This window comes from Borrelia turcica IST7, from assembly GCF_003606285.1.
GTDB classification, from domain to species: domain Bacteria; phylum Spirochaetota; class Spirochaetia; order Borreliales; family Borreliaceae; genus Borrelia; species Borrelia turcica.
Map to the genome: position 1 here is coordinate 518,756 of NZ_CP028884.1, position 24,986 is coordinate 543,741.

Sequence of the window (24,986 nt, forward strand, 5' to 3'; positions counted from 1 at the left end):
GAGATTGTAGTGGCAAGATCTATTAAAAAAGGACCTTTTATAGAAAAAAGTCTTTATCAAAAAGTTTTGGCAGCTTCTGGTAAAGAGAAAAGAGTGGTTATTAAGACATATTCTAGGGCCTCAACAATAATACCTGAGATGGTGAGTCTTACTATATCTGTTTACAATGGGAAATCTTTTATTCCTGTTTATATTACTGAAGATCTTGTGGGACATAAGCTTGGTGAATTTTCTCCTACAAGGATTTTTAGAGGACATGCTAAATCAGATAAGAAGGGAAGGAAGTAGAGGATATGTTTGTAAATAGAAGATATACGGCTAGGGGTAAAAATTTGCCATCCTCTCCAAAGAAAGTAAGGCCAATAGCTGATAATATACGAGGTAAATCTTATGTTGAAGCGGTTGCAATACTTTATTCTATGCCTAATAAAGGGGCTAAGCTTTTGGGTAAGGTAGTTAAATCGGCAGCATCAAACGCTATGTATCATAATAAAAATCTTTCTGAAGATATGATAATTGTGAAGGTAGTTATGGTAGATGATGGAAGGCGACGTAGGAGTATTTGGCCTAGAGCTAGAGGTAGAGCCGATAGACTTATCAATAGAAGTTGTCATATTTTTGTTGAAGTTGATGAAAAGATGGGGAGTGGAGAATAAAATATGGGTCAAAAAGTACATCCTTACAGCTTAAGAATAAAGATTAATAAGGATTGGAAGTCGAAATGGTATTTTGATAAAAAATTGTATCCTGAGATACTTTATGAAGATTTCTTAATAAGACGGGAAACGATGAAGTTTCTTAAGGGAATTAGATTTGATATTTCCGACATAGAGATTATTAGAAATAATCTTCAAAGGGTAACAGTTGTAATTTCTACTCCAAGACCTGGTTCTGTTATTGGTGTTAAGGGTGCCAATCTTGAAAAGATAGGGCAATTGTTAACTAAGAAAATTTCTAAAAAGATTAATATTAAAATAAAAGAGATTAAGAAACCAGAATTTGATGCTCAGATTATTGCTAATGGAATAGCAAGGCAAATTGAAAATAGGGTTTCTTATAGGAAGTTATTAAAGACTTCGCTTTTATCTTCTATTTCAAAAGGTCTTCAGGGAATTAAAATTAAAGTTTCAGGTAGGCTTGGTGGGGCCGAAATTGCTAGAAGTTTTGAAGTTAAGGAAGGAAGAATTCCGTTACATACTCTTAGGGCTAATATAGACTATGGATTTACTGAAGCACAGACGACTTATGGTGTTATTGGTGTTAAAGTTTGGGTGTTTAAGGGAGAACTTTTAGGTAAAAAAGTTAATTCAGATGCTGGTCAGGTAATAAATAGAAAGCCTTTAAGAGAAAGAAATGAAAGTTTTGATAAGAGTAGAATAGCTAATGATAAGAATATGCCGGATAATAAAAGTAGGAAGTCTGGCGATGGGGATAAATTTTTTAAGGAAAAATCAGGGGTTGGATCTAGGTCTAGGAATGATTCTGTTTATAAAAGAGATTCTGATGTCTAGGATCTTAAGGAGAGTTAAATGTTAAGTCCTAAAAAGGTTAAATATAGAAAGAGACAGAGGGGAAGGCTTACTGGAGAAGCTCAGAAGGGAAATAAAATATCTTTTGGAGAGTATGGACTTGTTTCTCTTGAAACAGATTTTATTACTTCAAGGCAAATTGAGGCAGCGCGTATTGCTATGACTCGTAGGGTTAAGAGGGGTGGTAAAGTTTGGATAAGAATATTTCCAGACATTCCTTATACTAAGAAGCCAGCTGAGACTAGAATGGGTAAGGGTAAAGGAGGTGTTGACCATTGGAATGCGCCTGTTAAGCTTGGTACTGTTATGTTTGAGATGGCTGGAGTAGCTAAGGAGCTTGCTGAGGAAGCTATGATGCTTGCTAGTTCTAAGCTTCCGGTTAAAACTATATTTGTTGTAAGAAGAGATTTGAGGTGAGTTTATGTTAAAGAAATTTAAAGATATGTCCCTTGATGATATTAAGGCTAAGAGGTTTGCTTTAAAGAAAGAATATATGGACTTAAGATTTAAGACGGTTGTAGGGCATGTTGAAAATCCTTTAAAAAAAAGAGAGATAAGACGTGATATTGCAAGACTTAATACAATGATTCATGAATATGAAATAGGTATTAGGAAGGTTTAGGTATATGGCAAAAGAAAATAAGAGAGAACTAATTGGTAAGGTTGTTAGTGATAAGATGAGTAAAACTATTGTTGTTGAAATTGTTCAGAGAAGGATGCATCCTATCTATCATAAGTATTTAAAGGTTAGTAGAAGAGTTAAGGCTCATGATGAGAAGGAAGAATCAAAAGTTGGGGATAAAGTAAGAATTATTGAAGCTCGACCTATTAGTAAAGAGAAGAGGTGGATGCTTGTTGGAATTTTAGAAAAATCAAAGTAATTTTTGTTATTTTATAGAGGAGATTAATATGGTTCAGATGCAGACATATTTAACGGTAGCTGACAATACGGGTGGTAAGATAGCACAGTGTATAAAAGTTATAGGTGGAAGTAAGAAGCGATATGCTAGAGTTGGAGATATAATCGTTATTGCTATAAAACAGGCCATTCCTAATTCTCCTGTTAAGAAAGGAGATGTACATAAGGCTGTTGTTGTTAGAACTTCTAAGGAAATAAGACGTAGAAATGGGACTTATGTTAGGTTTGATGATAATGCTTGTGTCATACTTGATACTAATTTAAATCCAAGGGGTAAAAGAGTTTTTGGGCCTGTTGCGAGAGAGTTAAGAGATGCTAATTTTATGAAAGTTGTCTCATTGGCTTCAGAGGTAATATAAGGGGTATTTTATGAAGACAAAATTGAGAGTGGGTGATAATGTAAAAATTCTTTGTGGCAAAGATAGAGGGAAGATTGGTAAGATTATTAGCATAGATAGGGGAAGATTTAAGGTTATTGTTGAAGCCTGTAATATGGTTAAAAAGGTTATTAAAGCAAGAACCCCCCAAGAAAAGGGCAAGATAATCAATAAAGAGGCAGCTATAGACATTTCAAATGTGATGTTGTTTGTAGGGGGCGTAGCTTCTAGAGTGGGGATTAGATTTGAAGATAATGAAAAAAAGAGATTTATTAAAGTAAATGGGGAGAATATTTAGATTATGAGTTATGTTCCTGAATTGAAGAAATACTATAGGGATAGTATTATAAAAGAACTTGTTGAGGAATTTCAGTATAAATCTATTATGCAGGCTCCTAGAATAGAGAAAATAGTTGTTTCTATGGGAGTTGGAGAGGCTGTTAAAAATAAGAAGCTTTTAGATTCAGCCGTTTTGGAGCTTAGTCAAATTACTGGACAGCGAGCTATAAAGACGAAAGCTAAGAGAGCTATTGCTGGGTTTAAGATTAGACAAGGTCAAGAAATTGGAGCTAAGGTCACACTTAGAGGTAATATTATGTATGAGTTTTTGTATAAGCTTATCAATTTAGCCTTACCTCGTGTTAAGGATTTTAGGGGGGTTGATGGTAATGCTTTTGATGGTAATGGTAATTATTCTTTTGGAATAGCAGAACAAATAATATTTTCTGAGATAGATTATGATAAAATAGAGAGGATATCTGGCTTGAATGTTACGGTAGTAACAACGGCTTTAAATGACAGGGAAGGGAAAGCTTTGCTTTCTAAATTTGGTATGCCATTTAGTAATTAAAGGAGTTGTATTTTATGGCTAAAAAGTCAATGATAATTAAGGCTTTACGAAAGCCAAAATATAGAACAAGACAAAAAAATAGATGTAAGTTGTGTGGGCGTCCGAAGGGATATATGAGAGATTTTGGTATGTGCCGTATATGCTTTAGGAAGCATGCGTCTGCTGGATTAATTCCTGGTGTTTCAAAGTCAAGCTGGTAAGGAGAATTTATGGCAGTTACACATTCAGTTGGAGATATGCTAACTAAGATAAGGAATGCAAGTAGAGTTAGACATGAATCTGTAGAATTAAAGATGTCTAAAATAAATAAATCAATTTTGAATATTCTTAAAGAAGAAGGGTATATTAAGGACTATAATTTTTTTGATAAAAATGGCATTTCTTTTATTAAAGCGATATTAAACTATGATAATAAAAGAAATCCGGCTATAAATAAAATAGACGCTATTTCAACTCCTGGTAGGAAGGTATATTCTTCATATAAAAATATGCCTAGAATAAAAAACGGATATGGAATATTAATTGTGTCTTCTTCTAAGGGTGTTATTACTGGGAAGAAGGCTAGAGATAGCAGGGTGGGCGGTGAGCTCATTTGTTCAGTTTGGTAAAAAGGGGTGTAGGTAGATATGTCACGTATTGGTAAACTTCCTATAAAGATGTTAAATTCTGTTAAGGTTGATATTAAGGACAATTTGGTAACAGTTGAGGGGAATAAGGGTAAATTGAGTCAGGTGATAGGGAGTGGTATTAAGGTTAGAGTTGAGGATGATAGCATTATTGTGGAGCGTTCTTTTGAAGATAAACAGACAAGAGCTTTTCATGGTCTTTATAGAAGCTTGATTTCTAATATGGTTAAAGGAGTAACGGATGGATTTTCGAAATCTCTTACTATTAATGGAATAGGTTATAGGGTTGAACAACAGGGTAGGAGTCTTTTTTTTAACTTAGGATACTCAACTCAGTTTGAATATGTGATTCCTGAGGGGATTTCTATTAAGCTTGATGGTAATACTAAAATTGCCGTTGAAGGTATAGATAAGTGTAGAGTTGGGCAAGTTGCTGCTGAAATTAGAAGTTTGAAAGTACCAGAGCCGTATAAGGGTAAAGGTATTAAGTATGATAATGAGATAATTAAACGGAAAGTAGGTAAATCGGGAGTAAAAAAATAAATTTTTAAGTGAGCATTTATGAAAAAAATAAAAGAAGCTGAAAAAAGAAATATAAAACGCAAGAAGAAAATAAGAGATAGAATTGGGCTTGGGGTTGCAGACAGACCTAGAATTACTGTTTTTAAATCCAATAAATATTTTTATGTTCAAGTTATTGATGATATGGTGGGGCGTACTTTGGCAAGTGTTTCTACTATTGAGAAAGGTCTTAAATTGAGTAAAAATGTTGATGATGTAAAGAAACTTGGTGAAGTTCTTGCAAATAGACTTAAAGATAAAAATATAAATAAACTTATTTTTGATAGGAATGGCTACAAATATCATGGTCTTATTGCAAGTTTTGCAACTTCTTTGCGTGAAGCTGGTATTGATGTTTAGGAGGAAATAGGGTGGAAACTCAGGTTCATAAAAAACAAATAGAGAAATTAATATCGCTTAATAGGGTTACTAAGGTTGTAAAGGGAGGGAGAAGATTTTCTTTTGCTGCTTTTATGGTTATTGGCGATGGAGAAGGACAGGTTGGATGGGGATTTGGCAAGGCTAATGACGCTAGTGATGCTATAAAGAAGAGTTCAACAAATGCTAGGAAAAATTTAAGAACTGTTCCTATTAAGAAGGGTACTCTTCCTCACATGGTTATTGGGGATTTTAAAAAGGCTAAGGTTTTAATTAAACCAGCTACTGAGGGTACTGGAATTATTGCGGGTGGACCTGTTCGTGCTGTGATGGAAGCTGTGGGGGTTCATGATATTTTAAGTAAGTCTCTTGGTTCAAATAATTCTATGAATGTGGTAAAGGCCACTTTTAAGGCATTTGATTTAGTTTTAGATGGTAGAAAGGTGGCTGGGATAAGAGGAAAAACTTTAGGAACTTTATGGGGTTAATTTATGATTAAGAGAAAATTAAGACTTCAACTTAAGAAGGATAGGTTTAAAGCTTCAAGATCTAGGGTTAAAAACAAGGCTTTTATTAAGAGGATGGAGAGTAATCGGGAAATTATTTCTAGGGGTGACATTAGAGTTGAGGTTGAACTTAAGAGAAGTTTAATTGGTAAATTAGATAATAAGGTTAGGACATTAAGAGCTTTAGGGTTAAAGAGAATAGGAGATAGAAGGGTACATACTTTGGACAAATCAGTGCAAGGAATGCTTCATGAGGTAATTAACATGATTTTAATAAGTGAGGTGAGAAATGATTAAGTTAAGGAAACCCTTGGGCGCTAATAAAACTCGAAAAGTTGTAGGTAGGGGGCCAGGATCTGGTCTTGGGAAGACATCTGGTCGAGGACAAAAGGGTCAGAGAGCTAGGAATACCTCACCAAGACCTGGGTTTGAAGGAGGACAAACTCCTCTTTATAGAAGACTTCCAAGAAGAGGATTTTCTAATCATGATTATAGATTAAGATATGAAATTGTTGGACTTGGGGATATAGAGAAAAAATTTGATGATGGAGATTTAGTAAATCATGATACTTTATTTAAAAAGGGGCTTGTGAGTAAAAATGCTAAGAATATTAAAGTTTTAGCTAATGGCAAGCTTACTAAGAGGGTTGATTTTGAAATTTCTCGTATTTCAAAATCTGCTGAAGAACTTGTAATAAAAATGGGTTGTAATATTAAATTAATTTAGAATGGTAGTGTGATGAAAGATTTGTTTTTCAATTTATTTAGTATTAAAGATTTAAGGACTAAGTTTTTATTTACTCTTTTTATTCTTTTTATTTTTAGAGTTGGTTCTTATTTACCAATACCGGGAATAGATCCTGTGGCTCTTAGAAGTTATTTTAAGGCACAGTCAGATTTTTCAATCACTAATTATTTTGATTTTTTTTCAGGTGGTGCTTTTAGTAATTTTTCTGTATTTATGCTTAGTATAGGTCCTTATATATCAGCGTCTATTATTATTCAGTTGCTTGTTTATTCTTTCCCTTCTCTTAAAAGGATGCAAGAAGGTGATGGTGGAAGAAAAAAGGTCAAGAAGTATACAAAATATTTAACAATTATTGCGGCAGTGGCTCAGGGATATGCTACTAGTCTTTATGCTAGGAGTATCCCAGGTGCACTTAATATGCCTTTTAATAGGTATATTTTTATTGCTATTTTGACAGTGACTACGGGAACTTTTATTCTTTTATGGCTTGGTGAGCAAATTAATCAGAGAGGAATTGGAAATGGTGTATCTTTAATAATTTTTTCAGGGATAGTAGTTAGACTTCAAGCAGCTTTGTTTAATTTGTTTCAGGGGATGAGAGACCCTTCTCAAAACATTAATCCTGTTTTTGTGATATTAGTTTTAAGCATTTTTGTTGTGGTTGTAGTATTAATTATATATGAATATAAGGCGCAAAGAAGAATTGCTATACACTATGCTAGGGCAAATTCAAGGAATACTGTGAGTTCATATTTGCCAATAAAACTTAATCCATCAGGCGTTTTGCCTGTTATTTTTGCATCTGTTCTTATCACTTTGCCTTTACAAATTTTGAGTGGGTTTGCTGAGACTTCTTCTATTGCAAGGCAGGTTTTATCTTATTTAAGGCCTAATGGACTTTATTATACTTTATTAAATGTAGTTTTAATAATAGGATTTACATATTTTTATTCCAAGATACAATTAAGTCCAAAAGATATAAGTAACAATATTAGGAAAAATGGAGGCACCATACCGGGTATAAAGGCAGATGAGATGGAGGGTTATTTGGATAGTATTATGAATAGAACATTATTTTCGGGCTCTATTTTTTTGTCTATTATTGCAATAATTCCTTTTTTGGTGCAAACTATTTTTAGATTTCCGTATGATGTTTCAAGGATTATGGGTAGTTCTTCATTGCTTATTATGGTGGGTGTAGCTCTTGATACATTAATTCAGATTGATGCATATTTAAAGACGCAAGGAATGTCTAGTGGAAATAATAAAAAGTATGCTTTTTTACAGAAAATTTAGGGGTATTTTATGAAAGTTAGAGTAAGTGTAAAACCAATTTGTGAAAAATGTAAGGTAATAAAGAGAAAAGGTGTTTTGAGGATTATTTGTGATAATCTTAAGCATAAACAAAGACAAAAATAAGGGGATATAATGGCTAGAATAGCAGGAATAGATTTACCTAATGGTAAACAACTTCAGATAGCTCTTACATCTATTTATGGGATAGGAAGAACTAGAGCTTTAGAGATTTGTAGAAAAACAGATATTTCACCAGATAAAAAAGCTAAAGATTTAGATAATAATGAAATTAATAAGCTTAGAAAAATAGTTGAGAGTGATTATGTTGTTGAGGGGAAACTTAGGAGTGAATTGGCCATGTCTATTAAGAGACTTATGGATATTGCATGCTATAGGGGGCTTAGGCATAGGAAAGGATTACCATTAAGAGGACAGAGGACTAAAACTAATGCAAGAACTAGGAAGGGTAAGCGAAGAACTGTGGCTAATAAGAAAATGGCTACTAAATAAAATTGTTTTGTTTATGGAGGGAGAAGGTTGAGTGCAAAATTATCAGCTAACAAAAAAAAAGTAAAAAGAAGTATTGGAGAGGGAAATGTTTATATACAAGCTACTTTTAATAATACAATCGTGACTGTATCTGATATAAGGGGTAATACTTTGGCTTGGGCAAGTGCTGGTGGTATGGGGTTTAAGGGAGCTAAGAAATCAACTCCTTATGCTGCTCAGATGACTGCGGAGGCTGCTTTGGGTAAGGTTAAGGATTTTGGCATTAATTATGTACATGTCTTTGTGAAGGGACCGGGGATTGGTAGAGAGTCTGCTATACGAGCTGTTGGGTCAACGGGTATAATTGTTAAGTCAATCTCAGATGTTACTCCAATACCGCATAATGGGTGTAGACCTAAAAAAACTAGACGAGTTTAGTTGGAGGAATGAATGTCTTTAGAGAAACTTTTGAAAGATTTTACCATACCTGATAGAATTGAGTTTTTAAGGGGAGAGGATGATGGCTCCTATGGAAAATTTGTAATATATCCTTTTGAAAAGGGATTTGGTGTTACCATTGGGAATACTTTAAGACGAGTTTTATTGTCTTCTATTGAAGGATATGCTATATCTGCTATGAGAATTCAGTCTAATCAAGGAGGATCTTTGAAGGTTGTTTCAAGTGAATTTGATTTAATACCTGGAGTTGTTGAAGATACTCTTGAAGTAATTGCTAACATTAAAAATATTCATTTAAAGTTAGACAAAGGAATTAATAGTACAGTGATAAATTTTTCTGTTAATGGTAGAGATACTAATGTTTTAAAGGCAGCTCATCTTGAAAGAGAGGGTGTTGAGGTATTAAATGGGGATTTGGTAATTGCTACGCTTTCAAGTAATGCAAATTTGGATTTTGAATTTCAAGTTAATTATGGAAGAGGTTATGTTTCTTCTGAACAAAATGCTAAATATTTAGAAGAAGTTAATACTATTGCGCTTGATTCTATATTTTCTCCAATAGAAAAGGTGTCATATTCTATTGAGGACACTAGAGTAGGGCAACGTTCTGATTATGATAAGCTTATTATGGAAATATGGACAACAGGTGTTATTAGTGCTAATGATGCTATAAGGAAAGCTGCTTCTATAGTGCGTGATTTTTTACTTCCATTGGTAAATTTTGAAGATAATACTGTGCCGTCTCTTGAAAATACTGAATTGAAAGATTCTGATTTACTTAATATGAGTGTTGAAAAGTTAGATTTATCTGTTAGATCTTTAAATTGTTTGACTAAGGAAAATGTTAAAACTTTAGGAGAGCTTATTAGTAAGACTTCAGAAGAACTTTCAAAAGCAAGAAACTTTGGGAAAAAAAGTTTAGAAGAAATAATTGAAAAACTTAGTGTTTATGGGCTATTTTTAGGAATGGCTAAGGCAGAAGCGCTTAAAGCATTAAGTAAAAGCGATAAAATATCTAAGTAAAAGGAAGACTGTTTTATATGAAGACTAGGGTAGGATTTAATAGATTAGATAGAAAATCAAGTCATAGAAAGGCACTTTTAAGAAATATGGTAACTTCTCTTTTGAGGCATGAGAGAATAACTTCTACTAAAGTGAAATTGAGTGAGGTTAAGAGATTTGCTGAGAAGTTAATTACTAGAGCAAAGGTTGATAGTGTACATAATAGAAGAGAAGTGTCAAAGTTTATACATGATAAATATATTCTTAATAAATTATTTACCAAAATTTCCCCCATCTTTAAAGAAAGAAAGGGCGGTTATACTAGGGTTATTAAACTAGGACAGAGATATGGAGATGCTGCTGAGATGGCTATTCTTGAGCTAGTTGATAAAACTCTAGAAGAAAAGTAATAGTCTTACATATTAAGTATTTCCTTTTTAAGGAGTTATATTTAATTAAGTTTAGAGAATAAGAGGTAAATTGTATGTTGTATATTACTTTTTCTTCTATTCTTGCTGTCGTTATAGGCATTATATTAGGTTTTGCAATAAGGATTATTTTAGGTAGATTTTCTTTATTAAATTTAGATAAAAAGCTAGAAAAGAAAAAAGAAGAAGCAATTTTAGAGATAGAAAATGAAAAAAAGCAAATTATTTCAAACGCAAAAGCTCAATTGCTTAAAGAAAAGAATCAGCAAGAAAAGGAAATAAGAGAGAGAAAAAATGAAATTTTTAACTTAGAGAAAAGATTATTACAAAGAGAAGAGGCATTAGATAAGAGAATGTCTGCTCTTGATAAACAGCAAAGTAGAATTGATTCTAAGGGTAAGGAATTAGAACAAAAAGAAAAAATAATACGCGAAAAAGAGATATCTTTAGTTAAAAAATTAGAAAATATTTCTGGATTAACAAAAGAAGAAGCAAAAAAGATTGTCATTGAGAAAATTGAGAATGATTCTAGAAGAGATGCTCAAATTATTATTAATAAAAGCGAACAAGAGGCTCAGCTAATAGCAGATAAGCTTGCAAAAGATATATTGGTTTCTACCATGCAACGCATGGTTACTGAGGTTAGCTCTGAATTTACGATTGCTTCTGTTGCATTACCTAACGATGAGATGAAAGGTAGGATAATTGGTAAGGAAGGGCGTAATATTAGAGTTCTTGAAACGTTAATAGGCGCAGATATCATTATTGATGATACTCCTGAAGCTGTTGTTATATCTTGTTTTAATCCAGTAAGAAAGGAAATAGCTAAAAGAACACTTGAGAGGCTTATTACGGATGGGAGAATTCACCCTGCAAGAATTGAAGAAGTTGTACATAGTGTAACTAATGAGATAAATAATATTATTCTTGAAGAGGGAGAGAAGGTTGTATTTGATTTAAATATTCATGGACTTGATAAAAGACTTATTAGGGGACTTGGCAGACTTTACTTTAGAAGTAGCTATGGACAGAATGTTTTAAGTCATTCAAAAGAAACAGCAATAATAGGGGAAATTTTGGCTAAAGAGATGAAATTAGACCCTGTTGTTGTAAAGAGAGCATGTCTTTTACATGATATTGGTAAAGGAATGGAAAGCATTTCTGAGAATAGCGAGGGACATGCTATTACGGGAGCTGAGCTTGCTCAAAGTTGTGGGGAGAGTGATATTGTTGTTAACGCTATTGCTGCCCATCATAATGAGATAAAGCCGGAAAGTCTTGAGGCTATTGTTGTTCAGATAGCGGATGCTATTTCTGCATCTCGTCCTGGTGCAAGACGTGAAAGTTTGAATAATTATATAAACAGACTTAAAAGACTAGAGGAAATTGCTTATGGATTTGAGGGTGTTCAAAAATGTTATGCAATTCAAGCAGGACGTGAAGTTAGAATTATTGTTGATAATTTATTGGTTAATGATGAGAAGGCTACTATGCTTGCAAGAAACATTGCAAAGAAAATAGAAGTTGAAATGAGATATCCTGGTAAAATCAAGGTTACTATTATTCGTGAGACCAGAGTTATTGAATATGCAAGATAATAATATTATTAAGACTTTAATAATTGGAGATATAATAGGTGATGCGGGGTTGAAAAAGGTTTTTTTTAATCTTAAGGCCCTTAAAAATAAATATAATGTAGATCTTGTTATTGCTAATGGAGAAAATTCGTCTGGTGGCTTTGGAATTACTCCAGAGATAGCAGAAAATCTTTTTAAAGCTGGTGTTAATATTATTACTACTGGTAATCATGTTTATTCTGATTACAGTATAAAAGAATATTTAAATAAACAAAAATATATTTTAAGGCCAAATAATTTTTCAGATTTACTTGAAGGGCATGGATATTGCATTTTAAATATTAAAAATGAAAAGGTTGCTATTGTAAATATTCAAGGGTTTTTAGGAATGACTTTTATTGTTAAAAACCCTTTTGAAAATATAAAAAAGTTTATAAATATGATTGGGAATAAGGTTAAAACTATTTTTGTTGATTTTCATGCTGAGAGCAATTATGAGAAAGAAAGCTTTGGGTATTTTTTAGATGGACTTGTTACAGGAGTTGTTGGTACGCATACGCATATAATGACTCAAGATGAGAGAATTTTGGAAAAAGGAACTGCTTATATTAGTGATCTTGGTATGACGGGTAGTTTAAATTCTGTAATAGGATTTAGTCCTGAAATTTCTCTTAGAGGATTACTTGAATATGTGGCTTTACGAACAGAGGTGGTTGAAGATAATGTGATTATACAAGGTGTTGTTATTACTTCTGATTTGAAAACAGGGCGTGCTTTGAAAATTGAGAGAATACAGAAATAGTTTACTTAATTTACTTTGTAGAAATTATCCTAATTTGACAAGAGAAGAATTGAGAATATTAGTTTTGACTGGAAGAGTGTATGTCAATTCTCACAGGGAGAGGAATCCTAAGGTCTTACTATCAAAGAATAATGCAATAAGTTTAGCACAGAGTGAAGCTAGTCAGTTTGTCTCAAGGGGAGGGTATAAGCTCTTAGAAGCCTTAGAAGCATTTAAAATTGCAGTTAAAGATAAAATTTGTGTTGATGTTGGAGCTTCAACAGGTGGTTTTACAGATTGCCTTTTGCAAAAAGGTGCTAAGTTTGTTTATGCTATTGATGTTGGATTTAATCAACTTTCTTATAAACTACGAATTGACCCAAGGGTTAGAGTTTTTGAGAAGACCAATATATTTGATATTAATCAATTTGACATGTGTCCCAATTTAGCTGTCATAGATGTTTCTTTTAGGTCTGCAGTTAACATATGTGTAGATTTGATTAATAAGATATCTGATGGGTTTATTATTACTCTTATTAAGCCTCAGTTTGAACTTAAAGGATTAGATTTAAACATAAAAGATTTTAGTGGTGTAGTTGAGGCCAGATATTTAGCTAATATATTGGATAAGGTAATTAGAAAATTTTATGATAACAAGCTACAAGTTAAAAATATATTAGAACTTAAAATTAAAGGAAGGAAGGGGAATCAAGAATTTATGTTCTTGGTTACTAAAAACAGCATATTCGAACTTGAACAAGCTCTTGCATTACTTAATAATCTTAATTATTAATACTTATTAAATGTTTTTTTATCTAAGATACCTGAAAAGTTTAAATTTAGATCTTCAAGTATTATTGGATTATTTTCAATTTTTAAAGTTATCCCATGAATACCTTGAATTTCAAGACATGTTAAAATAATTTGATTTACCTGGTTAATTGTTCCTTCTACTCCGAAGCTATTTTCATAAAATTCCTTAGATAAGTTGATGTGAGCAATTCCATCGTTTATGCTTAAATTTAATATTTTAGTATTGATAGGAATTAAACTTAAGAAGTTGTTTTTAAGTTCATATTCATTTGGTCCATTAATAAGTGCTTTTAGTGTTTCTTCAAGAATATTTTTGTCATAGTGAATAGTTCTTTTAATGTCTTGCTTTAAAAAATGTCCTTCAGCAGTAACTTTTATGAAATATAGTTTAACTATTCTTTTCTTTTTTGAAAGTTTTTGTTGTTGATGTTTAAATTCTTCTTCGATTTTTTGTATTTCAGGAGGCTTGATTAAAAATTTTTCATTACTAACTATTTTAATAGTTTCTCTTTTTGTATTATCTAGTTCCGCCTCTATTACTTTATTAGGTTTTGATGAATCAAATTCAAAATTTTCATAATTGTCAATTTGTTCATTAAATATATTTTTAATTAATGAGTTTTTAATTATTAGCAATAAGCACAATCCTGTTAAAAAAATAGCAAATAGTACTAGAAATATATCTATTTTGTTAAAACTATTTTTTTTGCGCCTATTCCTTTTTTTCCTTTTCAATTGAATATCCGTTTATAATTGGCATAAACATATAATATTTGATATTATAATAAAAATAGCTATATAAAGAAAGAGGCAAGTTATCTTTGATTAATTCTAAGTTACGAGAATATAGTAGTGTTTTTATTGTAGGCAGGCCGAATGTTGGTAAGTCTACTTTATTTAATAAACTTTTAAACTCAAAAAGAAGCATTACGGATAAAACTTATGGTGTTACTAGAGATTTAATTAAAGAGGTATGCGAGGTAGATTCTTATAGATTCTATTTAGTTGATACTGGCGGATTTACACTTTTAAAGGATGAACTTAGCAAAATTGTAGTTGATAAGGTTATAAACTTACTTGATAGTGTTGATTTAATTCTACTTGTTTTAGATGTAAATGAAATGTTGTCAGAAGATTATGAACTTATTGAAAGACTAAGAAAATATAGCGATAAGATAGTCTTGGTATTAAATAAAATAGATGGTCAGAATAAGGAATCTTTGGCTTATGAGTTTCAAAAATTGGGATTTAAAAAGAGCTTTTTAGTTAGCGCAACTCATGGTAAAGGGATTAACTCTTTAAAAAATTTTTTAAAAAATTCAGTTGGTAAATTGGCAAGTGATGAAGATAATATTGATGTTAAAATTGGTATTATAGGAAAGCCAAATTCAGGTAAATCTACTCTTATTAATTTTTTAGCAGGACATGAAGTGTCTATTGTTTCTCAGAAGGCTGGAACTACAAGAGATTTTATTAAGACAAAATTTCAAAGGAATGGAAAGACATTTGAAATTGTTGATACGGCTGGAATCAGGAGAAGGTCAAGAGTAGATGAACTTATTGAGCATTATTCTGTAAGTAGGGCTTTAAGAGTAATTGATATGGTAGATATTGTCTTTTTATTAATTGATACTAATGAAGACTTGACAGCTCAAGATAAGAAAATTGCTCATTATGCAACTAAGAAGGGTAAGGGAATTATCATTGTATTTACCAAATGGGATTGTGTAGAAATAAAGAATGGTTATTTTGAGGCTATAAAAGACCGTGTTAATTTCTTTTTTCCGGTTTTAAAGTTTGCTCCTATATTAAGGATATCCGTACATGGAAAGATAGGTTTAGATAATCTTTTTAAAGAAGCAATTAAACTTAAAAGACAACTTGAACTTAAGGTCAATACTACTGATTTGAATAAAATGTTAAATTTGTGGATTAAGGATTATCATTTAAATGTTACACATAAGGTAAAGTATATAACTCAGGCTAGTGTTAATCCTGTTAAATTTATTTTATTTGCTAACAAAATGACTAATTTCCCAAATTCTTACTATAATTATTTAGTAAATAATATTCGTAAAATTGGGTATAATAATATTCCAATTTTAATAGAAATGAGAGAAAAGGCAAGAATCTTAAAGTGATACATGTACTTTTATTTTTAATCATTAGTAATCTAAATCTTTTAGCATTTGAAAAATTTTTTTACGATTTTACAGTTAGAACAAATTATTCACAATATTTTAATTCAAGTAGTAATGCGGAAAAGATAAAGCCTCAAAAATATTATACTACAGACGGTTATTATGTTGAGGTTTCAAGTTCAATAATGGGAGATTATGTTTATTATTCTTTTTTTAATCGAAAAGATGGTGTGCCTTATATTCTTCCAGGGTCTTATGTAGTTAAAGTTGGAAAAGATGGTATTGAGCAGATAAAAATATTTTTTATACATAGAGCAGATACTTTTATTAGAATAAAAGCAGGTGGTATGAATTCTAGTGCTGACTTTTATTTAATAAATACTTTAATACATAAAGATGTTAAGTTACCTTTTAAAATTGGAGATATTGCTACTGGCTCTTTTCTTGAGATAGCTAAATATGTTAGTAATTTTATTGACTTAAAATTTTTTGATCCTAAATATTTTGAAGAATATGATAATGTTTCTCATATTGTTGATAAGTTTAGAACATTTTTAAAGGATTCTTCAATTACTGAGGTTCCTGATGGAGCTATGAGTGAATTGGGAGAGATGGTGTACATTAAAACGGGTGAACCTCAAGAAGAGGTTGAAGGATTTAATTGCTCTGGGTTTGGCAAGTGGGTAGCTGATTCAATTTATAAGACAATGACTGGAAAACTTTTAAAAATAGAAGATCTTAAAGTTAGACATATTGGAGTTAGAGGCAATAGTTTTACTGAGCAGTATGAATTTAGTAGAGATTTATTTTTTGCTCTTGATTGGATTCGTAATATTGGATACAGGCTTAAGTATATTAATACTGACTTGGTTTTGGATAAGGTTAAAGAAATGGATGTAAACAATATTAGTTTTTTAAACTATATTGAAAATCGTGGGTATAAGATAGATAATTTAGAATTTATTTTGTATTATTTGGCTTTAAGTGAGCCTGGTTATATATACTTTGGGTCTGTTAATACAACAATGAATGAATTTCCTGGAAAGGTGTTTCATAAGCATGTTGTTGTACTGTTTCCATTTATTGATAAAGAAACTATTTTTAGAACTTCTGTGATGGAAGTTAATAATGAAACTTCAATTAAATCACTTAGGGATAGATATCCAAATTCATATATTCATTTGGTTAGAGTAAAAGCTTTAAAGGGTGTGTCCATAGTTCCAATACCAAAAAGGATAAATGATTAGCTATTATGATAAAAGCTGTAGTATTTGATCTTGATGGGACTCTTTACCCTGAAATTAGTATGAATTTAATAATGTTTCCTGAGTTTTTAAGAAATATTAGATTTTTTTTGGCTTTTAAAAGAGTAAGAAAGGAAATAAGAGTTTTGCAAAAAGGGAGGAGTGATCCTTCTAGTAGAGATAAGTTAATGTCTATGCAAATAGAAATGCTTTCTGTGTATTTAGGATATAGTAAGAGCAGGTGTGAATTTTTATTAAATAAAATTTATTATGGCGAGGCTTTTGGAAATAAATTTAGAAGATTTAAGCCTTATTTTGGTGTTCATGATTTAATTTATTCTCTTAAATCTAAGGGAATAAAGTTGGGAGTAATGTCAGATTTTCCAATTGCAACTCGCGTAAGTAATTTATTAGGGATTAAGGATAGTTTTTGGGATATTCTTTATTCATCAGAAGATACTGGTTATTTAAAGCCAAATAAAATGGCCTTTTTAAGAATTATGGATGAGCTTGGTATTCAAAGTAATCATGTTTTATATGTTGGAAATTCTTATGAGTATGATATTTTAGGTGCTGGTGATGTTTTTATGAGAACTGCTTTCTTTTCTCGAAAAAAATTATTAGATAATGTGAAGTGTGATTTTATTTTTAATAATTATAAAGACTTGCAAGAATATATACTTTTGAATATATAGAGTATGGGTAAAATATTTTATGATAGATTTTGTAACCATTCTGGTTAATCTTTTATTGGTTTTTGTAATTTTATTTATCTATAGACAGTATGACAGACGTTCAAGGGCTCTAGATAAGATTAAAAAATTTGTTGATATTGCTAAGGATAATCTTGAAGATTTTATTGAAGATAAGACAAAGGAAATTAATAATCTTGCTGTTGACATGGAAGCTTATCAACGTTCTAGCATAGAGATTATAAAAAAAATAGATGAAGTTCAACAAAAAATTAAAAATAAAAGTAATGATTTTGCAGAAGTAGAGAAAAAGATTGCTTATCATGATTCTATGCTTAAAGAATTAGATGATATGACTCTTAAAGTCCAAGATAACATACAAAGACTTCAAGTTGATGGAAAAATCGTAGATAAGCTTTCAAAGACTTTAAAAAATTTTAATACTCAGATTGATTCTATTGATTCTAGATTGATTTCTGTTTTTGAAAAATTTGATAAAACAAATAGGGAAAATCTTGAGGCAATTAAGATTGAAAGTTGGGAAAAGTTTGATAACACTGTTAAAGACCTTAGCTTGCGAATGAATAATTTAGATCAGGGTCTGATGTCTTATCAAGAGTCTTTAGTAATGCTTGAAGATAGAAAGAGCGAAATTTTAGATAAAGGCAATGATAAGCTTGCTAATGAATTTCAAGAATTTTTATTTAAGATTGAGTCTAGTATAGATAATTATAATAAAACAATGGAAGAATCTTTTTTTATTTATGAGGATAAATATAAATCAATAGAAAATTCTATTGAAGCTATCCTTGATAAGGCAAAGGCCAAAATTAATGAAAAGGAAGACTTTATTTTAACTAGGTTGAATGAGGAGCTACAGCTAAAGTTTGATGAAGTATTTATGTATGTTAATGAGCGTTCTGCGCAAATGAAAGATAAACTTGAAGATAAACTTATCTTAATCGATAATGAAATTTCTTCTGTAAGTTCTGTTTTCAAGGATAATGCTTATTCTAGGTTAAATTCTATTGAGGAGACCATAAAACAAGAAATAAGACAGTATGAAGAGCAAGTGGCAGATATTTTTGATCAATTTAGGGTCCAGATTGAATCTAATGTAGGGGAAATTTATAAAGAGTATGATAACAAGATAAATCAGTTTAATAAGGATATAAGAGAGAGAATAGAACTTAGTTTAGATGATGCTAATTCTAGGATGGAAAGTGTAGAGAGCAATGTTAAGGCATTATTGGATAATCTTGAGGAAGATTCTAATAAAATATATGTTGAATTTAAGACAAAGGTAGAAGGAGATATTAATAAGTTTAGTGATAATGTATTTTCAAGAATGAATGATATTGGGAGTGAATTAGAAACTAAGATTTCAAATATTGAGACAGATGTTCAAGACAAGATACTTAAGTTGGATAATGGCTTATACGCAGATCTTAAAAGAATCAATGATAGGCTTATTAGTGATTCTTCTTACTTAGATGAGAGTATTAATTCGAAGTATGAGACTCTAGTAGAATCTTTAAATTTAAAAAGTAGTGATTTAGAAAATCAGCTGGAAAGTAAGTATAAGAATATTGCAGATAAACTTGAGAGTGATATTGATGATTTTGCTACTAAGTATAATGAAAAGTTTGATAGAATTTTTGAAAAATCAAATATTGATTATCAAAATTTTGAAATTACTAGTAAAAAGTTAGAAGATGAAATGAGGTCTTTAAATGATTTATTGATTAAGGACTTTGAGGTTTTAAGAGGGGATTTTGAATCCAATTTGATTAGTATTAGTGATGATATTAGTAAGGAGATATCTAGTTTAAAGAGTAATTATAGTGAGGATATAGGTGGGTTTATTAATCAAATGGAAGCTACCAAGTTACAGTACGAGGATTGGCAGAAGGAAGTGAATTCTAATTTAGAGAATATTGAATCCCATTTGAATAAAACCAATGAAGAGTTTTTAAATTTGATTGAAGTACAAAGGACAAAAGGGAAAGAACTTAGTGAAAATATCTTTAATGAGCTCTCAGAGCATATTCAGAAAAAGGCAATGGATATGCATAGTAATTGGAAAGATGAGCTTATTGCTTTAAATAAATCTTTACTAGATATTAAAATTTCAAGTGAAGAGTTACTTTTATCAGCTTCTTCAAAAATTGAGTCTTTAGAAAGAGATGTTAGTGAAAGACTTGAGTATGTTTCATCAAAAACGGAGGATCTTGAAAGTTCAATATTAGAAAAATATAAAGAATTGAAAGATATGTCATATACAAAGGGGGATGAGACTTTATTAGGTATTAAAGAGTTTATTGATAATCAAGTTGAAATTATCCATGACAAAGTTATTATGACGCTTAATGGACTTAATGAAGGTTTTTCTAATAAAGAAGAGTTGATTCGGAATAAAATGGAAGAGCTTGAATATAGATTGAAAGATTTTAAACTTGAGGGTGAAGATGTTTTAAGTAATTTTAGGACAGATCTTGATTCATTTATTGAAACTAGGGTACAAAAGGTTGCTGAAATTAAGGATGAGAATCAGAAACAAATAGACAATTTTTTAAACGCGATATCAGAAGATATCTTAAGTAGAAAAGATATGCTTAATATTGAGATAGATAGTAAGCTTAATGATTGGCAAGGAAAATTAAGCGAAATAACGGTTAATATTGAGAATGTATTATCTTCAGGAAAGGCTGATATCAATTTAATAGATTCTGAGATGACTTTAAAGATTAAGGAACTAAAAACTACTATTGAAGGACTTGATAGTTATTATCTTGAAAAAATAGACGAGTTTAGAAATCAAGGGAACATATATTCGGATGAATTACTTAAAAATATTATGACTCATTTTGATGCCGATACTAAGGAGATAGAAGAAAATTTATCTAAGAAATTTGCTACAGTGCTAGAAAAATCTGAAGAGTTTGTTAAAGAAGTTGATAGTTTGTTGCAAGATAAAAGAACAGATATTACTTCATTTCAGGCTAATATTGATATTACTCTTGATTCTCTTAGTTCAAGATTTAATGATTTAAATAAGGAGATTAATGAAAAATATAATGAAGTAATACTTAATTCTAGAGGATATTCAGAAACTCTTTCAAATAAATTAGAGAATGAAATAGTATATGAGATTGAAGATATAAGCAGGAAATTAACAGATAAAATAGGCGCCCTTAGCAAGAATATGAATGAAGATTTACAAAATTTTAAATCATCTTTTGATGTATCAAAGTATCAAGTTGAAAATTTTGAAATCAAGATTAAGACCTTAATAGAAAATGAAGAGATAAGAATTAATGAATTTTTAAAAGAAATTGAACAGCAATATGAAGTTAGAAGAGAGGAAGCTATTGATTACAAGAGAGTAATAGATAATGATGTTGTTCAATTAAAAGAGCAGTTTGTAGAGATGATTAATGAACTTAAGAATAATATTGAAGATAAATCTGAGTTTTTAAATGATCTTTATAAGGAGAGATTCAAAATTATTGAAAGTAATCTTGAGGAGAGGTATTCAACATTTTTAATTGAGAGTGAAGGTGCTATTTCAAAGATTAGAGATGAAATATATAAGATACTTACGGATAATGATGAAAAATTAAGGGTAAAAATATATGAGATGGATCGTAATTTTGAGATAGTGGAAGAGAGGTCAAAAGAGATTTTAGAATTTGAAGAAAGTTTAAGAAAAAGAATAAGTGAGAATAATGACACGATAAGCTATCAGTTTGATGTAATTAAATCAGATATTGAGAAAGAAATGAAGGCACAATTTGATTCATATATGATGAAAACAACTGTTTCAATTGATGAAGAGATTGCAAAGTATGAGAATGGAATTAATAATAAAATATCTTCTCTTAAGTTAATTGAAAATAGTTTTAAAGAAATTGAGAAAGATCTAAAAGATAAAATTAGTAAATGTCATAATGAAATTGATTTACAGTATAGTGAGCTAGAGGGTAAGTACAATGAGAAACAGGAGATGATAGAGAGTAAGATAGAGGAGAGGAATAGTTATGTAGAAGGGCTGATAGAGAGTAAGTATAGTGAGCTAGAGGGTAAGTACAATGAGAAACAGAGTAAGATAGAGGAGAGGAGTAATTATGTAGAAGAGTTGATAGAGAGTAAGTATAGTGAGTTAGAGAGTAGGTACAATGAGAAACAGGAGATGATAGAGAGTAGGATAGAGGAGAGGAGTAATTATGTAGAAGAGTTGATAGAGAGTAAGTATAGTGAGTTAGAGAGTAGGTACAATGAGAAACAGGAGATGATAGAGAGTAGGATAGAGGAGAGGAGTAATTATGTAGAAGAGCTGATAGAGAGTAAGTATAGTGAGCTAGAGGGTAAGTACAATAAGAAACAGGGAATGATAGAGGGTAAGATAGAGGAGAGGAGTAGTTATGTAGAAGAGCTGATAGAGAGTAAGTATAGTGAGCTAGAGGGTAAGTACAATGAGAAGCAGGGAATGATAGAGAGTAAGATAGAGGAGAGGAGTAATTATGTAGAAGAGTTGATAGAGAGTAAGTATAGTGAGCTAGAGGGTAAGTACAATGAGAAACAGGGGATGATAGAGGAGAGGAATAGTTATGTAGAAGAGCTGATAGAGAGTAAATATAGTGAGCTAGAGAGTAAGTACAATGAGAAGCAGGGGATGATAGAGAGTAAGATAGAGGAGAGGAGTAATTATGTAGAAGAGCTGATAGAGAGTAAATATAGTGAGCTAGAGAGTAAGTACAATGAGAAACAGGGGATGATAGAGAGTAAGATAGAGGAGAGGAATAGTTATGTAGAAGAGCTGATAGAGAGTAAGTATAGTGAGCTAGAGGGTAAGTACAATGAGAAACAGGGGATGATAGAGAGTAAGATAGAGGAGAGGAGTAATTATGTAGAAGAGCTGATAGAGAGTAAGTATAGTGAGTTAGAGGGTAAGTACAATGAAAAGCAGGGAATGATAGAGGGTAAGATAGAGGAGAGGAGTAGTTATGTAGAAGAGCTGATAGAGAGTAAGTATAGTGAGTTAGAGAGTAAGTACAATGAGAAGCAGGAGATGATAGAGGGTAAGATAGAGGAGAGGAGTAGTTATGTAGAAGAGCTGATAATGAGTAAGTATAGTGAGTTAGAGGCTAAGTACAATGATATGCATCGTGATATGGAGGATAGATTAAATTCATGTATTGCTGATCTAGGTGAGGAATTTGCTCATTCAAATACAAGGATGACCAGAGAAATTAGAGAGCAATTGGAAAATCTTGGAGAACTTAAATTAAGTTTAAATAATATTGAAAAAGATGTCATAAAACTTAAAGAAGATTCTTATCAAAATGTGTCATCACATTTAAAACTTATTGAAGAAGATTTTTTTGAAGATTTAAAGAAAAGAAGTGAACATTTAAGAACCTCTTTAGAAAGCTTTGTAGAATTGTCAGATCAGAGAATTGAGAATTTAGAAAGAGATATAATTAAGAGTGTAGAAGATAAATCAGTCCTTATGAGGAATTTTAAGATCGAAGTTGAGCAGGAACTTATACGCAATAAAGAAAATTTTTACTCGGACTTTAGCAGAGAATTTGATGCTAGAAAAAGAGATACAGAGAATAAAATAACTTCAATGGAAACAAGCGTTTCTAGTCGTATGGATAAATTTATTGAATTTATAGATAATCGTCAAAATAATATTGACTCTTGGTTTTTAAGGGTTAAAGATGATATGAAGAATTGGCAAGAGAGTACTTATAAAACACTTGAAGAGAGAACAGACATTGCAGAAAGAAGTGTAAAAAGGATTGAAAGTGATATTTCTGTTATTGAGAGTACTGTAAGAGTGATTAAGGATAGTGTTGAACAAAGAACAGAAGAAATTTTTGGTAATTTACAAGAAGATATTAAGAAATTTAAAAACAGCTCTAGCATTAATTTGAAAAATATTGCAGACGAATTTAAAGATAGAGTTTTAAATATTGAAAAAGTGATTGATTCTAAAGTTGAATCTCTAGATGAGAAGATAAATTTGCATATTGAAGAGATTAGGGCTCAGGTGGAGGCTAGAGTTTTAAGTCAACAAAAAGATATTGAAGTTAAAATAGGAGAGGCTAATCAGAAATTAGAAGATGAATTTGGTCTAATAATTTCAAGATTTGAGAGAGAAAAGCAAGAGATTGTAGACAAATTTTTAGATAATAAAGATAGTTTTGAATCTCAAGTGGATGTTATGAAAAATGATATTTTAGAGATTTCTGAGAAATTAAATACCTATAGGATTGATATTGAGAGGACAATTAGGGAAAATTATAATTCTTTTTCCAGTTCTATAAGAGAGGATTATGTTTCATTTGAAAATGAAATTAAGAATAGTTTTAGCTATTCAGAGGAAGAAATTAGAGCTTTAAAAGATAGGTTGAGTATTCGGGTTAATCAGATGGAAGTTGAACTTAAGGGTACATATGAGGCAATGTTTAAAGGGATAGATGATAATATCTCACAACTTAAGTTGAAGATATTGGATTATGATAGTGAGCTTGATCATTTTGTTGATGAAGTTAAGGATGATTTGATTTCATACAAGGTTGACTTGAAAGAAGAATTTGAGAGTCGTTATGCTACCATAAGTGTTCAAGTTGAAAAATACAAGGAGCTTGAAGTTGAGTTAGAGAGAAATAATGATATTCTTAATGAGGCTTATTCTTTCAAGGATAAATTGGAAAATCTATGGGGGACCTTAACTGATGAGATGAAACTTGTTCAAAACTATAAGAAGGATTTTGAAAAAATTAATAAAGAAATTAAAAATATTCAAAATCAATCATCAGATATTGTTGAGGTATTTAATGATTTAAAGATTCAGCAAACAGACCTTAAAGGCATTAAAAAGGAATTTGATCAATTTCTTGAGTTTTATGCTTCCTTTAAGGATAGATATAAGAAATTTACAGAAACTTATGATGAAATTCAGATTTATAAAACTAAGCTTAAGGAAATCAGGGAGGAGCAAACTAATGTCCTTGATAATTATGATAGGATTAGCAATAAGGAGAGCATATTAAAAACTACCATAGAATCTGTTGATAAAAATTTTGATTTAATAATTGAAATAGAGAATAGAATGCAAGTATTAGTTAAAGAGAGTTCAGAATTTCAGGAAAGTCTTAGTGAATTAAGGGTTATTATAGCAGAGTTAATGGTAAATAAGAATTTATCACAAGAAGCTTTGGGTAATGCTCAAACTCTTAAAGAAATGCTAGCAGAGATTGAGAGTAAATTAGAACATACTAGAAATATAAGAGAGAGAGTTGCAAAATCTGAGACTAGACTAGAGAACTTAAATGTAGCTGCGGAAGAGAGAATAAAAACTCTTGGTATTCTTGTAAAGACAGAGTCTAAGTATAAAGATAATGTTGGTCTTAATAATGAAACAGTTAGAGACTCTGTTATTAAGCTTATGAGGCAGGGTTGGAGTGCCTCAGAAATTTCAAGAGCCACTAAATTATCCGTTGGTGAGGTGGAGCTTATTTTGGAACTTGGAATTAGTAATAAAGGTGATGAATAAAGG

Annotated in this window: 30 protein-coding genes; 29 read left to right on the forward strand and 1 reads right to left on the reverse strand. The window is 30.9% G+C overall.

Annotated features, from left to right (window positions below):
- Positions 1–9 precede the first annotated feature (9 nt).
- The 25 genes from rpsS to DB313_RS02650 all read left to right on the forward strand — a co-directional run bounded on the left by rpsS (position 10) and on the right by DB313_RS02650 (position 13,319).
- Positions 10–288 carry a 30S ribosomal protein S19 gene (gene rpsS / locus DB313_RS02530; protein ID WP_120104273.1) on the forward strand — a complete coding sequence of 93 codons (279 nt, stop codon included), beginning with the start codon at positions 10–12 and terminating at the stop codon, positions 286–288.
- A 5-nt stretch (positions 289–293) separates the two neighbouring features.
- Positions 294–656, forward strand: coding sequence for a 50S ribosomal protein L22 (gene rplV, locus DB313_RS02535; protein WP_120104274.1), 363 nt, complete (start codon positions 294–296; stop codon positions 654–656).
- Between the two features lie 3 nt (positions 657–659).
- Positions 660–1,511 (forward strand): 30S ribosomal protein S3, encoded by an 852-nt coding sequence (gene rpsC, locus DB313_RS02540; RefSeq protein WP_120104275.1) that lies wholly within the window; start codon positions 660–662, stop codon positions 1,509–1,511.
- A gap of 18 nt (positions 1,512–1,529) precedes the next feature.
- Entirely contained in the window at positions 1,530–1,946 is a 417-nt protein-coding gene (rplP, locus tag DB313_RS02545) for a 50S ribosomal protein L16 (protein ID WP_120104276.1), read from the forward strand.
- A 4-nt stretch (positions 1,947–1,950) separates the two neighbouring features.
- A complete protein-coding gene (rpmC, locus tag DB313_RS02550) occupies positions 1,951–2,151 on the forward strand; it encodes a 50S ribosomal protein L29 (protein ID WP_120104277.1) in 201 nt (66 codons plus the stop codon).
- A gap of 4 nt (positions 2,152–2,155) precedes the next feature.
- The gene (gene rpsQ / locus DB313_RS02555) at positions 2,156–2,410 is read left to right on the forward strand and encodes a 30S ribosomal protein S17 (RefSeq protein ID WP_120104278.1); all 255 of its coding nucleotides are present in this window, start codon (positions 2,156–2,158) and stop codon (positions 2,408–2,410) included.
- A gap of 28 nt (positions 2,411–2,438) precedes the next feature.
- Positions 2,439–2,807 (forward strand): 50S ribosomal protein L14, encoded by a 369-nt coding sequence (gene rplN / locus DB313_RS02560; protein WP_120104279.1) that lies wholly within the window; start codon positions 2,439–2,441, stop codon positions 2,805–2,807.
- A 10-nt stretch (positions 2,808–2,817) separates the two neighbouring features.
- Positions 2,818–3,123, forward strand: a complete 306-nt coding sequence (rplX, locus tag DB313_RS02565; RefSeq protein WP_120104280.1) for a 50S ribosomal protein L24 — start codon at positions 2,818–2,820, stop codon at positions 3,121–3,123.
- 3 nt (positions 3,124–3,126) lie between these two features.
- Complete coding sequence (gene rplE, locus DB313_RS02570; protein WP_120104281.1) at positions 3,127–3,675, forward strand: 50S ribosomal protein L5; 549 nt, start codon at positions 3,127–3,129, stop codon at positions 3,673–3,675.
- Positions 3,676–3,689: 14 nt separating this feature from the next.
- Positions 3,690–3,875: a type Z 30S ribosomal protein S14 gene (locus tag DB313_RS02575; RefSeq protein WP_120104282.1), complete on the forward strand. Its 186-nt coding sequence runs from the start codon at positions 3,690–3,692 to the stop codon at positions 3,873–3,875.
- A gap of 9 nt (positions 3,876–3,884) precedes the next feature.
- Entirely contained in the window at positions 3,885–4,283 is a 399-nt protein-coding gene (gene rpsH / locus DB313_RS02580; protein WP_120104283.1) for a 30S ribosomal protein S8, read from the forward strand.
- Between the two features lie 18 nt (positions 4,284–4,301).
- Positions 4,302–4,844 (forward strand): 50S ribosomal protein L6, encoded by a 543-nt coding sequence (rplF, locus tag DB313_RS02585; RefSeq protein WP_120104284.1) that lies wholly within the window; start codon positions 4,302–4,304, stop codon positions 4,842–4,844.
- Positions 4,845–4,862: 18 nt separating this feature from the next.
- Positions 4,863–5,222 carry a 50S ribosomal protein L18 gene (gene rplR, locus DB313_RS02590; RefSeq protein WP_120104285.1) on the forward strand — a complete coding sequence of 120 codons (360 nt, stop codon included), beginning with the start codon at positions 4,863–4,865 and terminating at the stop codon, positions 5,220–5,222.
- An 11-nt stretch (positions 5,223–5,233) separates the two neighbouring features.
- The gene (gene rpsE, locus DB313_RS02595) at positions 5,234–5,728 is read left to right on the forward strand and encodes a 30S ribosomal protein S5 (protein ID WP_120104286.1); all 495 of its coding nucleotides are present in this window, start codon (positions 5,234–5,236) and stop codon (positions 5,726–5,728) included.
- Between the two features lie 3 nt (positions 5,729–5,731).
- Positions 5,732–6,043, forward strand: coding sequence for a 50S ribosomal protein L30 (gene rpmD / locus DB313_RS02600; protein WP_120104287.1), 312 nt, complete (start codon positions 5,732–5,734; stop codon positions 6,041–6,043).
- Positions 6,036–6,473: a 50S ribosomal protein L15 gene (rplO, locus tag DB313_RS02605; RefSeq protein ID WP_120104288.1), complete on the forward strand. Its 438-nt coding sequence runs from the start codon at positions 6,036–6,038 to the stop codon at positions 6,471–6,473. Before rpmD ends, rplO begins: the two co-directional genes overlap by 8 nt.
- Positions 6,474–6,485: 12 nt before the next feature.
- Positions 6,486–7,790, forward strand: coding sequence for a preprotein translocase subunit SecY (secY, locus tag DB313_RS02610; protein ID WP_120104289.1), 1,305 nt, complete (start codon positions 6,486–6,488; stop codon positions 7,788–7,790).
- A gap of 9 nt (positions 7,791–7,799) precedes the next feature.
- The gene (gene rpmJ / locus DB313_RS02615; protein WP_002557090.1) at positions 7,800–7,913 is read left to right on the forward strand and encodes a 50S ribosomal protein L36; all 114 of its coding nucleotides are present in this window, start codon (positions 7,800–7,802) and stop codon (positions 7,911–7,913) included.
- Positions 7,914–7,922: 9 nt separating this feature from the next.
- Entirely contained in the window at positions 7,923–8,300 is a 378-nt protein-coding gene (gene rpsM / locus DB313_RS02620) for a 30S ribosomal protein S13 (RefSeq protein WP_120104290.1), read from the forward strand.
- 27 nt (positions 8,301–8,327) lie between these two features.
- Positions 8,328–8,717, forward strand: coding sequence for a 30S ribosomal protein S11 (rpsK, locus tag DB313_RS02625; protein ID WP_120104291.1), 390 nt, complete (start codon positions 8,328–8,330; stop codon positions 8,715–8,717).
- 12 nt (positions 8,718–8,729) lie between these two features.
- Positions 8,730–9,761 (forward strand): DNA-directed RNA polymerase subunit alpha, encoded by a 1,032-nt coding sequence (locus DB313_RS02630; protein WP_120104292.1) that lies wholly within the window; start codon positions 8,730–8,732, stop codon positions 9,759–9,761.
- Positions 9,762–9,778: 17 nt separating this feature from the next.
- Positions 9,779–10,150: a 50S ribosomal protein L17 gene (rplQ, locus tag DB313_RS02635; RefSeq protein ID WP_120104293.1), complete on the forward strand. Its 372-nt coding sequence runs from the start codon at positions 9,779–9,781 to the stop codon at positions 10,148–10,150.
- Between the two features lie 74 nt (positions 10,151–10,224).
- Positions 10,225–11,766: a ribonuclease Y gene (rny, locus tag DB313_RS02640; protein ID WP_120104294.1), complete on the forward strand. Its 1,542-nt coding sequence runs from the start codon at positions 10,225–10,227 to the stop codon at positions 11,764–11,766.
- The gene (locus tag DB313_RS02645) at positions 11,756–12,547 is read left to right on the forward strand and encodes a TIGR00282 family metallophosphoesterase (RefSeq protein WP_120104665.1); all 792 of its coding nucleotides are present in this window, start codon (positions 11,756–11,758) and stop codon (positions 12,545–12,547) included. Before rny ends, DB313_RS02645 begins: the two co-directional genes overlap by 11 nt.
- Positions 12,528–13,319 (forward strand): TlyA family RNA methyltransferase, encoded by a 792-nt coding sequence (locus DB313_RS02650; RefSeq protein WP_120104295.1) that lies wholly within the window; start codon positions 12,528–12,530, stop codon positions 13,317–13,319. Before DB313_RS02645 ends, DB313_RS02650 begins: the two co-directional genes overlap by 20 nt.
- Here the strand turns inward: DB313_RS02650 and DB313_RS02655 are convergent.
- Positions 13,316–14,074, reverse strand: a complete 759-nt coding sequence (locus tag DB313_RS02655; protein ID WP_338022283.1) for a GerMN domain-containing protein — start codon at positions 14,072–14,074, stop codon at positions 13,316–13,318. The genes DB313_RS02650 and DB313_RS02655 overlap by 4 nt on opposite strands.
- Before the next feature lie 86 nt (positions 14,075–14,160).
- On the opposite strand from DB313_RS02655, the gene der reads away from it, so the two are divergent.
- The 4 genes from der to DB313_RS02675 are packed head-to-tail and all read left to right on the forward strand — an operon-like array spanning position 14,161 to position 24,983.
- Positions 14,161–15,480, forward strand: coding sequence for a ribosome biogenesis GTPase Der (der, locus tag DB313_RS02660; protein WP_120104297.1), 1,320 nt, complete (start codon positions 14,161–14,163; stop codon positions 15,478–15,480).
- Entirely contained in the window at positions 15,477–16,727 is a 1,251-nt protein-coding gene (locus tag DB313_RS02665) for a hypothetical protein (RefSeq protein ID WP_120104298.1), read from the forward strand. Before der ends, DB313_RS02665 begins: the two co-directional genes overlap by 4 nt.
- A 5-nt stretch (positions 16,728–16,732) precedes the next feature.
- Positions 16,733–17,419 carry an HAD family hydrolase gene (locus DB313_RS02670; RefSeq protein WP_120104299.1) on the forward strand — a complete coding sequence of 229 codons (687 nt, stop codon included), beginning with the start codon at positions 16,733–16,735 and terminating at the stop codon, positions 17,417–17,419.
- Between the two features lie 19 nt (positions 17,420–17,438).
- On the forward strand, positions 17,439–24,983 hold the full coding sequence (locus tag DB313_RS02675; RefSeq protein WP_120104300.1) for a SpiroCoCo family coiled-coil protein: 7,545 nt from the start codon (positions 17,439–17,441) through the stop codon (positions 24,981–24,983).
- The last annotated feature ends 3 nt before the right edge of the window (positions 24,984–24,986 follow it).

Coding starts and splice junctions, on each gene's coding strand:
- rpsH (WP_120104283.1), top strand. CDS start 3,885: ATGGCAGTTACACATTCAGTTGGAGATATGCTAACTAAGATAAGGAAT.
- rplQ (WP_120104293.1), top strand. CDS start 9,779: ATGAAGACTAGGGTAGGATTTAATAGATTAGATAGAAAATCAAGTCAT.
- rpsQ (WP_120104278.1), top strand. CDS start 2,156: ATGGCAAAAGAAAATAAGAGAGAACTAATTGGTAAGGTTGTTAGTGAT.
- rplF (WP_120104284.1), top strand. CDS start 4,302: ATGTCACGTATTGGTAAACTTCCTATAAAGATGTTAAATTCTGTTAAG.
- rplV (WP_120104274.1), top strand. CDS start 294: ATGTTTGTAAATAGAAGATATACGGCTAGGGGTAAAAATTTGCCATCC.
- rplP (WP_120104276.1), top strand. CDS start 1,530: ATGTTAAGTCCTAAAAAGGTTAAATATAGAAAGAGACAGAGGGGAAGG.
- rplN (WP_120104279.1), top strand. CDS start 2,439: ATGGTTCAGATGCAGACATATTTAACGGTAGCTGACAATACGGGTGGT.
- DB313_RS02645 (WP_120104665.1), top strand. CDS start 11,756: ATGCAAGATAATAATATTATTAAGACTTTAATAATTGGAGATATAATA.
- secY (WP_120104289.1), top strand. CDS start 6,486: ATGAAAGATTTGTTTTTCAATTTATTTAGTATTAAAGATTTAAGGACT.
- rny (WP_120104294.1), top strand. CDS start 10,225: ATGTTGTATATTACTTTTTCTTCTATTCTTGCTGTCGTTATAGGCATT.
- DB313_RS02670 (WP_120104299.1), top strand. CDS start 16,733: ATGATAAAAGCTGTAGTATTTGATCTTGATGGGACTCTTTACCCTGAA.
- DB313_RS02630 (WP_120104292.1), top strand. CDS start 8,730: ATGTCTTTAGAGAAACTTTTGAAAGATTTTACCATACCTGATAGAATT.
- rplR (WP_120104285.1), top strand. CDS start 4,863: ATGAAAAAAATAAAAGAAGCTGAAAAAAGAAATATAAAACGCAAGAAG.
- rpsM (WP_120104290.1), top strand. CDS start 7,923: ATGGCTAGAATAGCAGGAATAGATTTACCTAATGGTAAACAACTTCAG.
- rpmC (WP_120104277.1), top strand. CDS start 1,951: ATGTTAAAGAAATTTAAAGATATGTCCCTTGATGATATTAAGGCTAAG.
- rplO (WP_120104288.1), top strand. CDS start 6,036: ATGATTAAGTTAAGGAAACCCTTGGGCGCTAATAAAACTCGAAAAGTT.
- DB313_RS02575 (WP_120104282.1), top strand. CDS start 3,690: ATGGCTAAAAAGTCAATGATAATTAAGGCTTTACGAAAGCCAAAATAT.
- rpmJ (WP_002557090.1), top strand. CDS start 7,800: ATGAAAGTTAGAGTAAGTGTAAAACCAATTTGTGAAAAATGTAAGGTA.
- DB313_RS02675 (WP_120104300.1), top strand. CDS start 17,439: ATGATAGATTTTGTAACCATTCTGGTTAATCTTTTATTGGTTTTTGTA.
- rpmD (WP_120104287.1), top strand. CDS start 5,732: ATGATTAAGAGAAAATTAAGACTTCAACTTAAGAAGGATAGGTTTAAA.
- rpsC (WP_120104275.1), top strand. CDS start 660: ATGGGTCAAAAAGTACATCCTTACAGCTTAAGAATAAAGATTAATAAG.
- rplX (WP_120104280.1), top strand. CDS start 2,818: ATGAAGACAAAATTGAGAGTGGGTGATAATGTAAAAATTCTTTGTGGC.
- rplE (WP_120104281.1), top strand. CDS start 3,127: ATGAGTTATGTTCCTGAATTGAAGAAATACTATAGGGATAGTATTATA.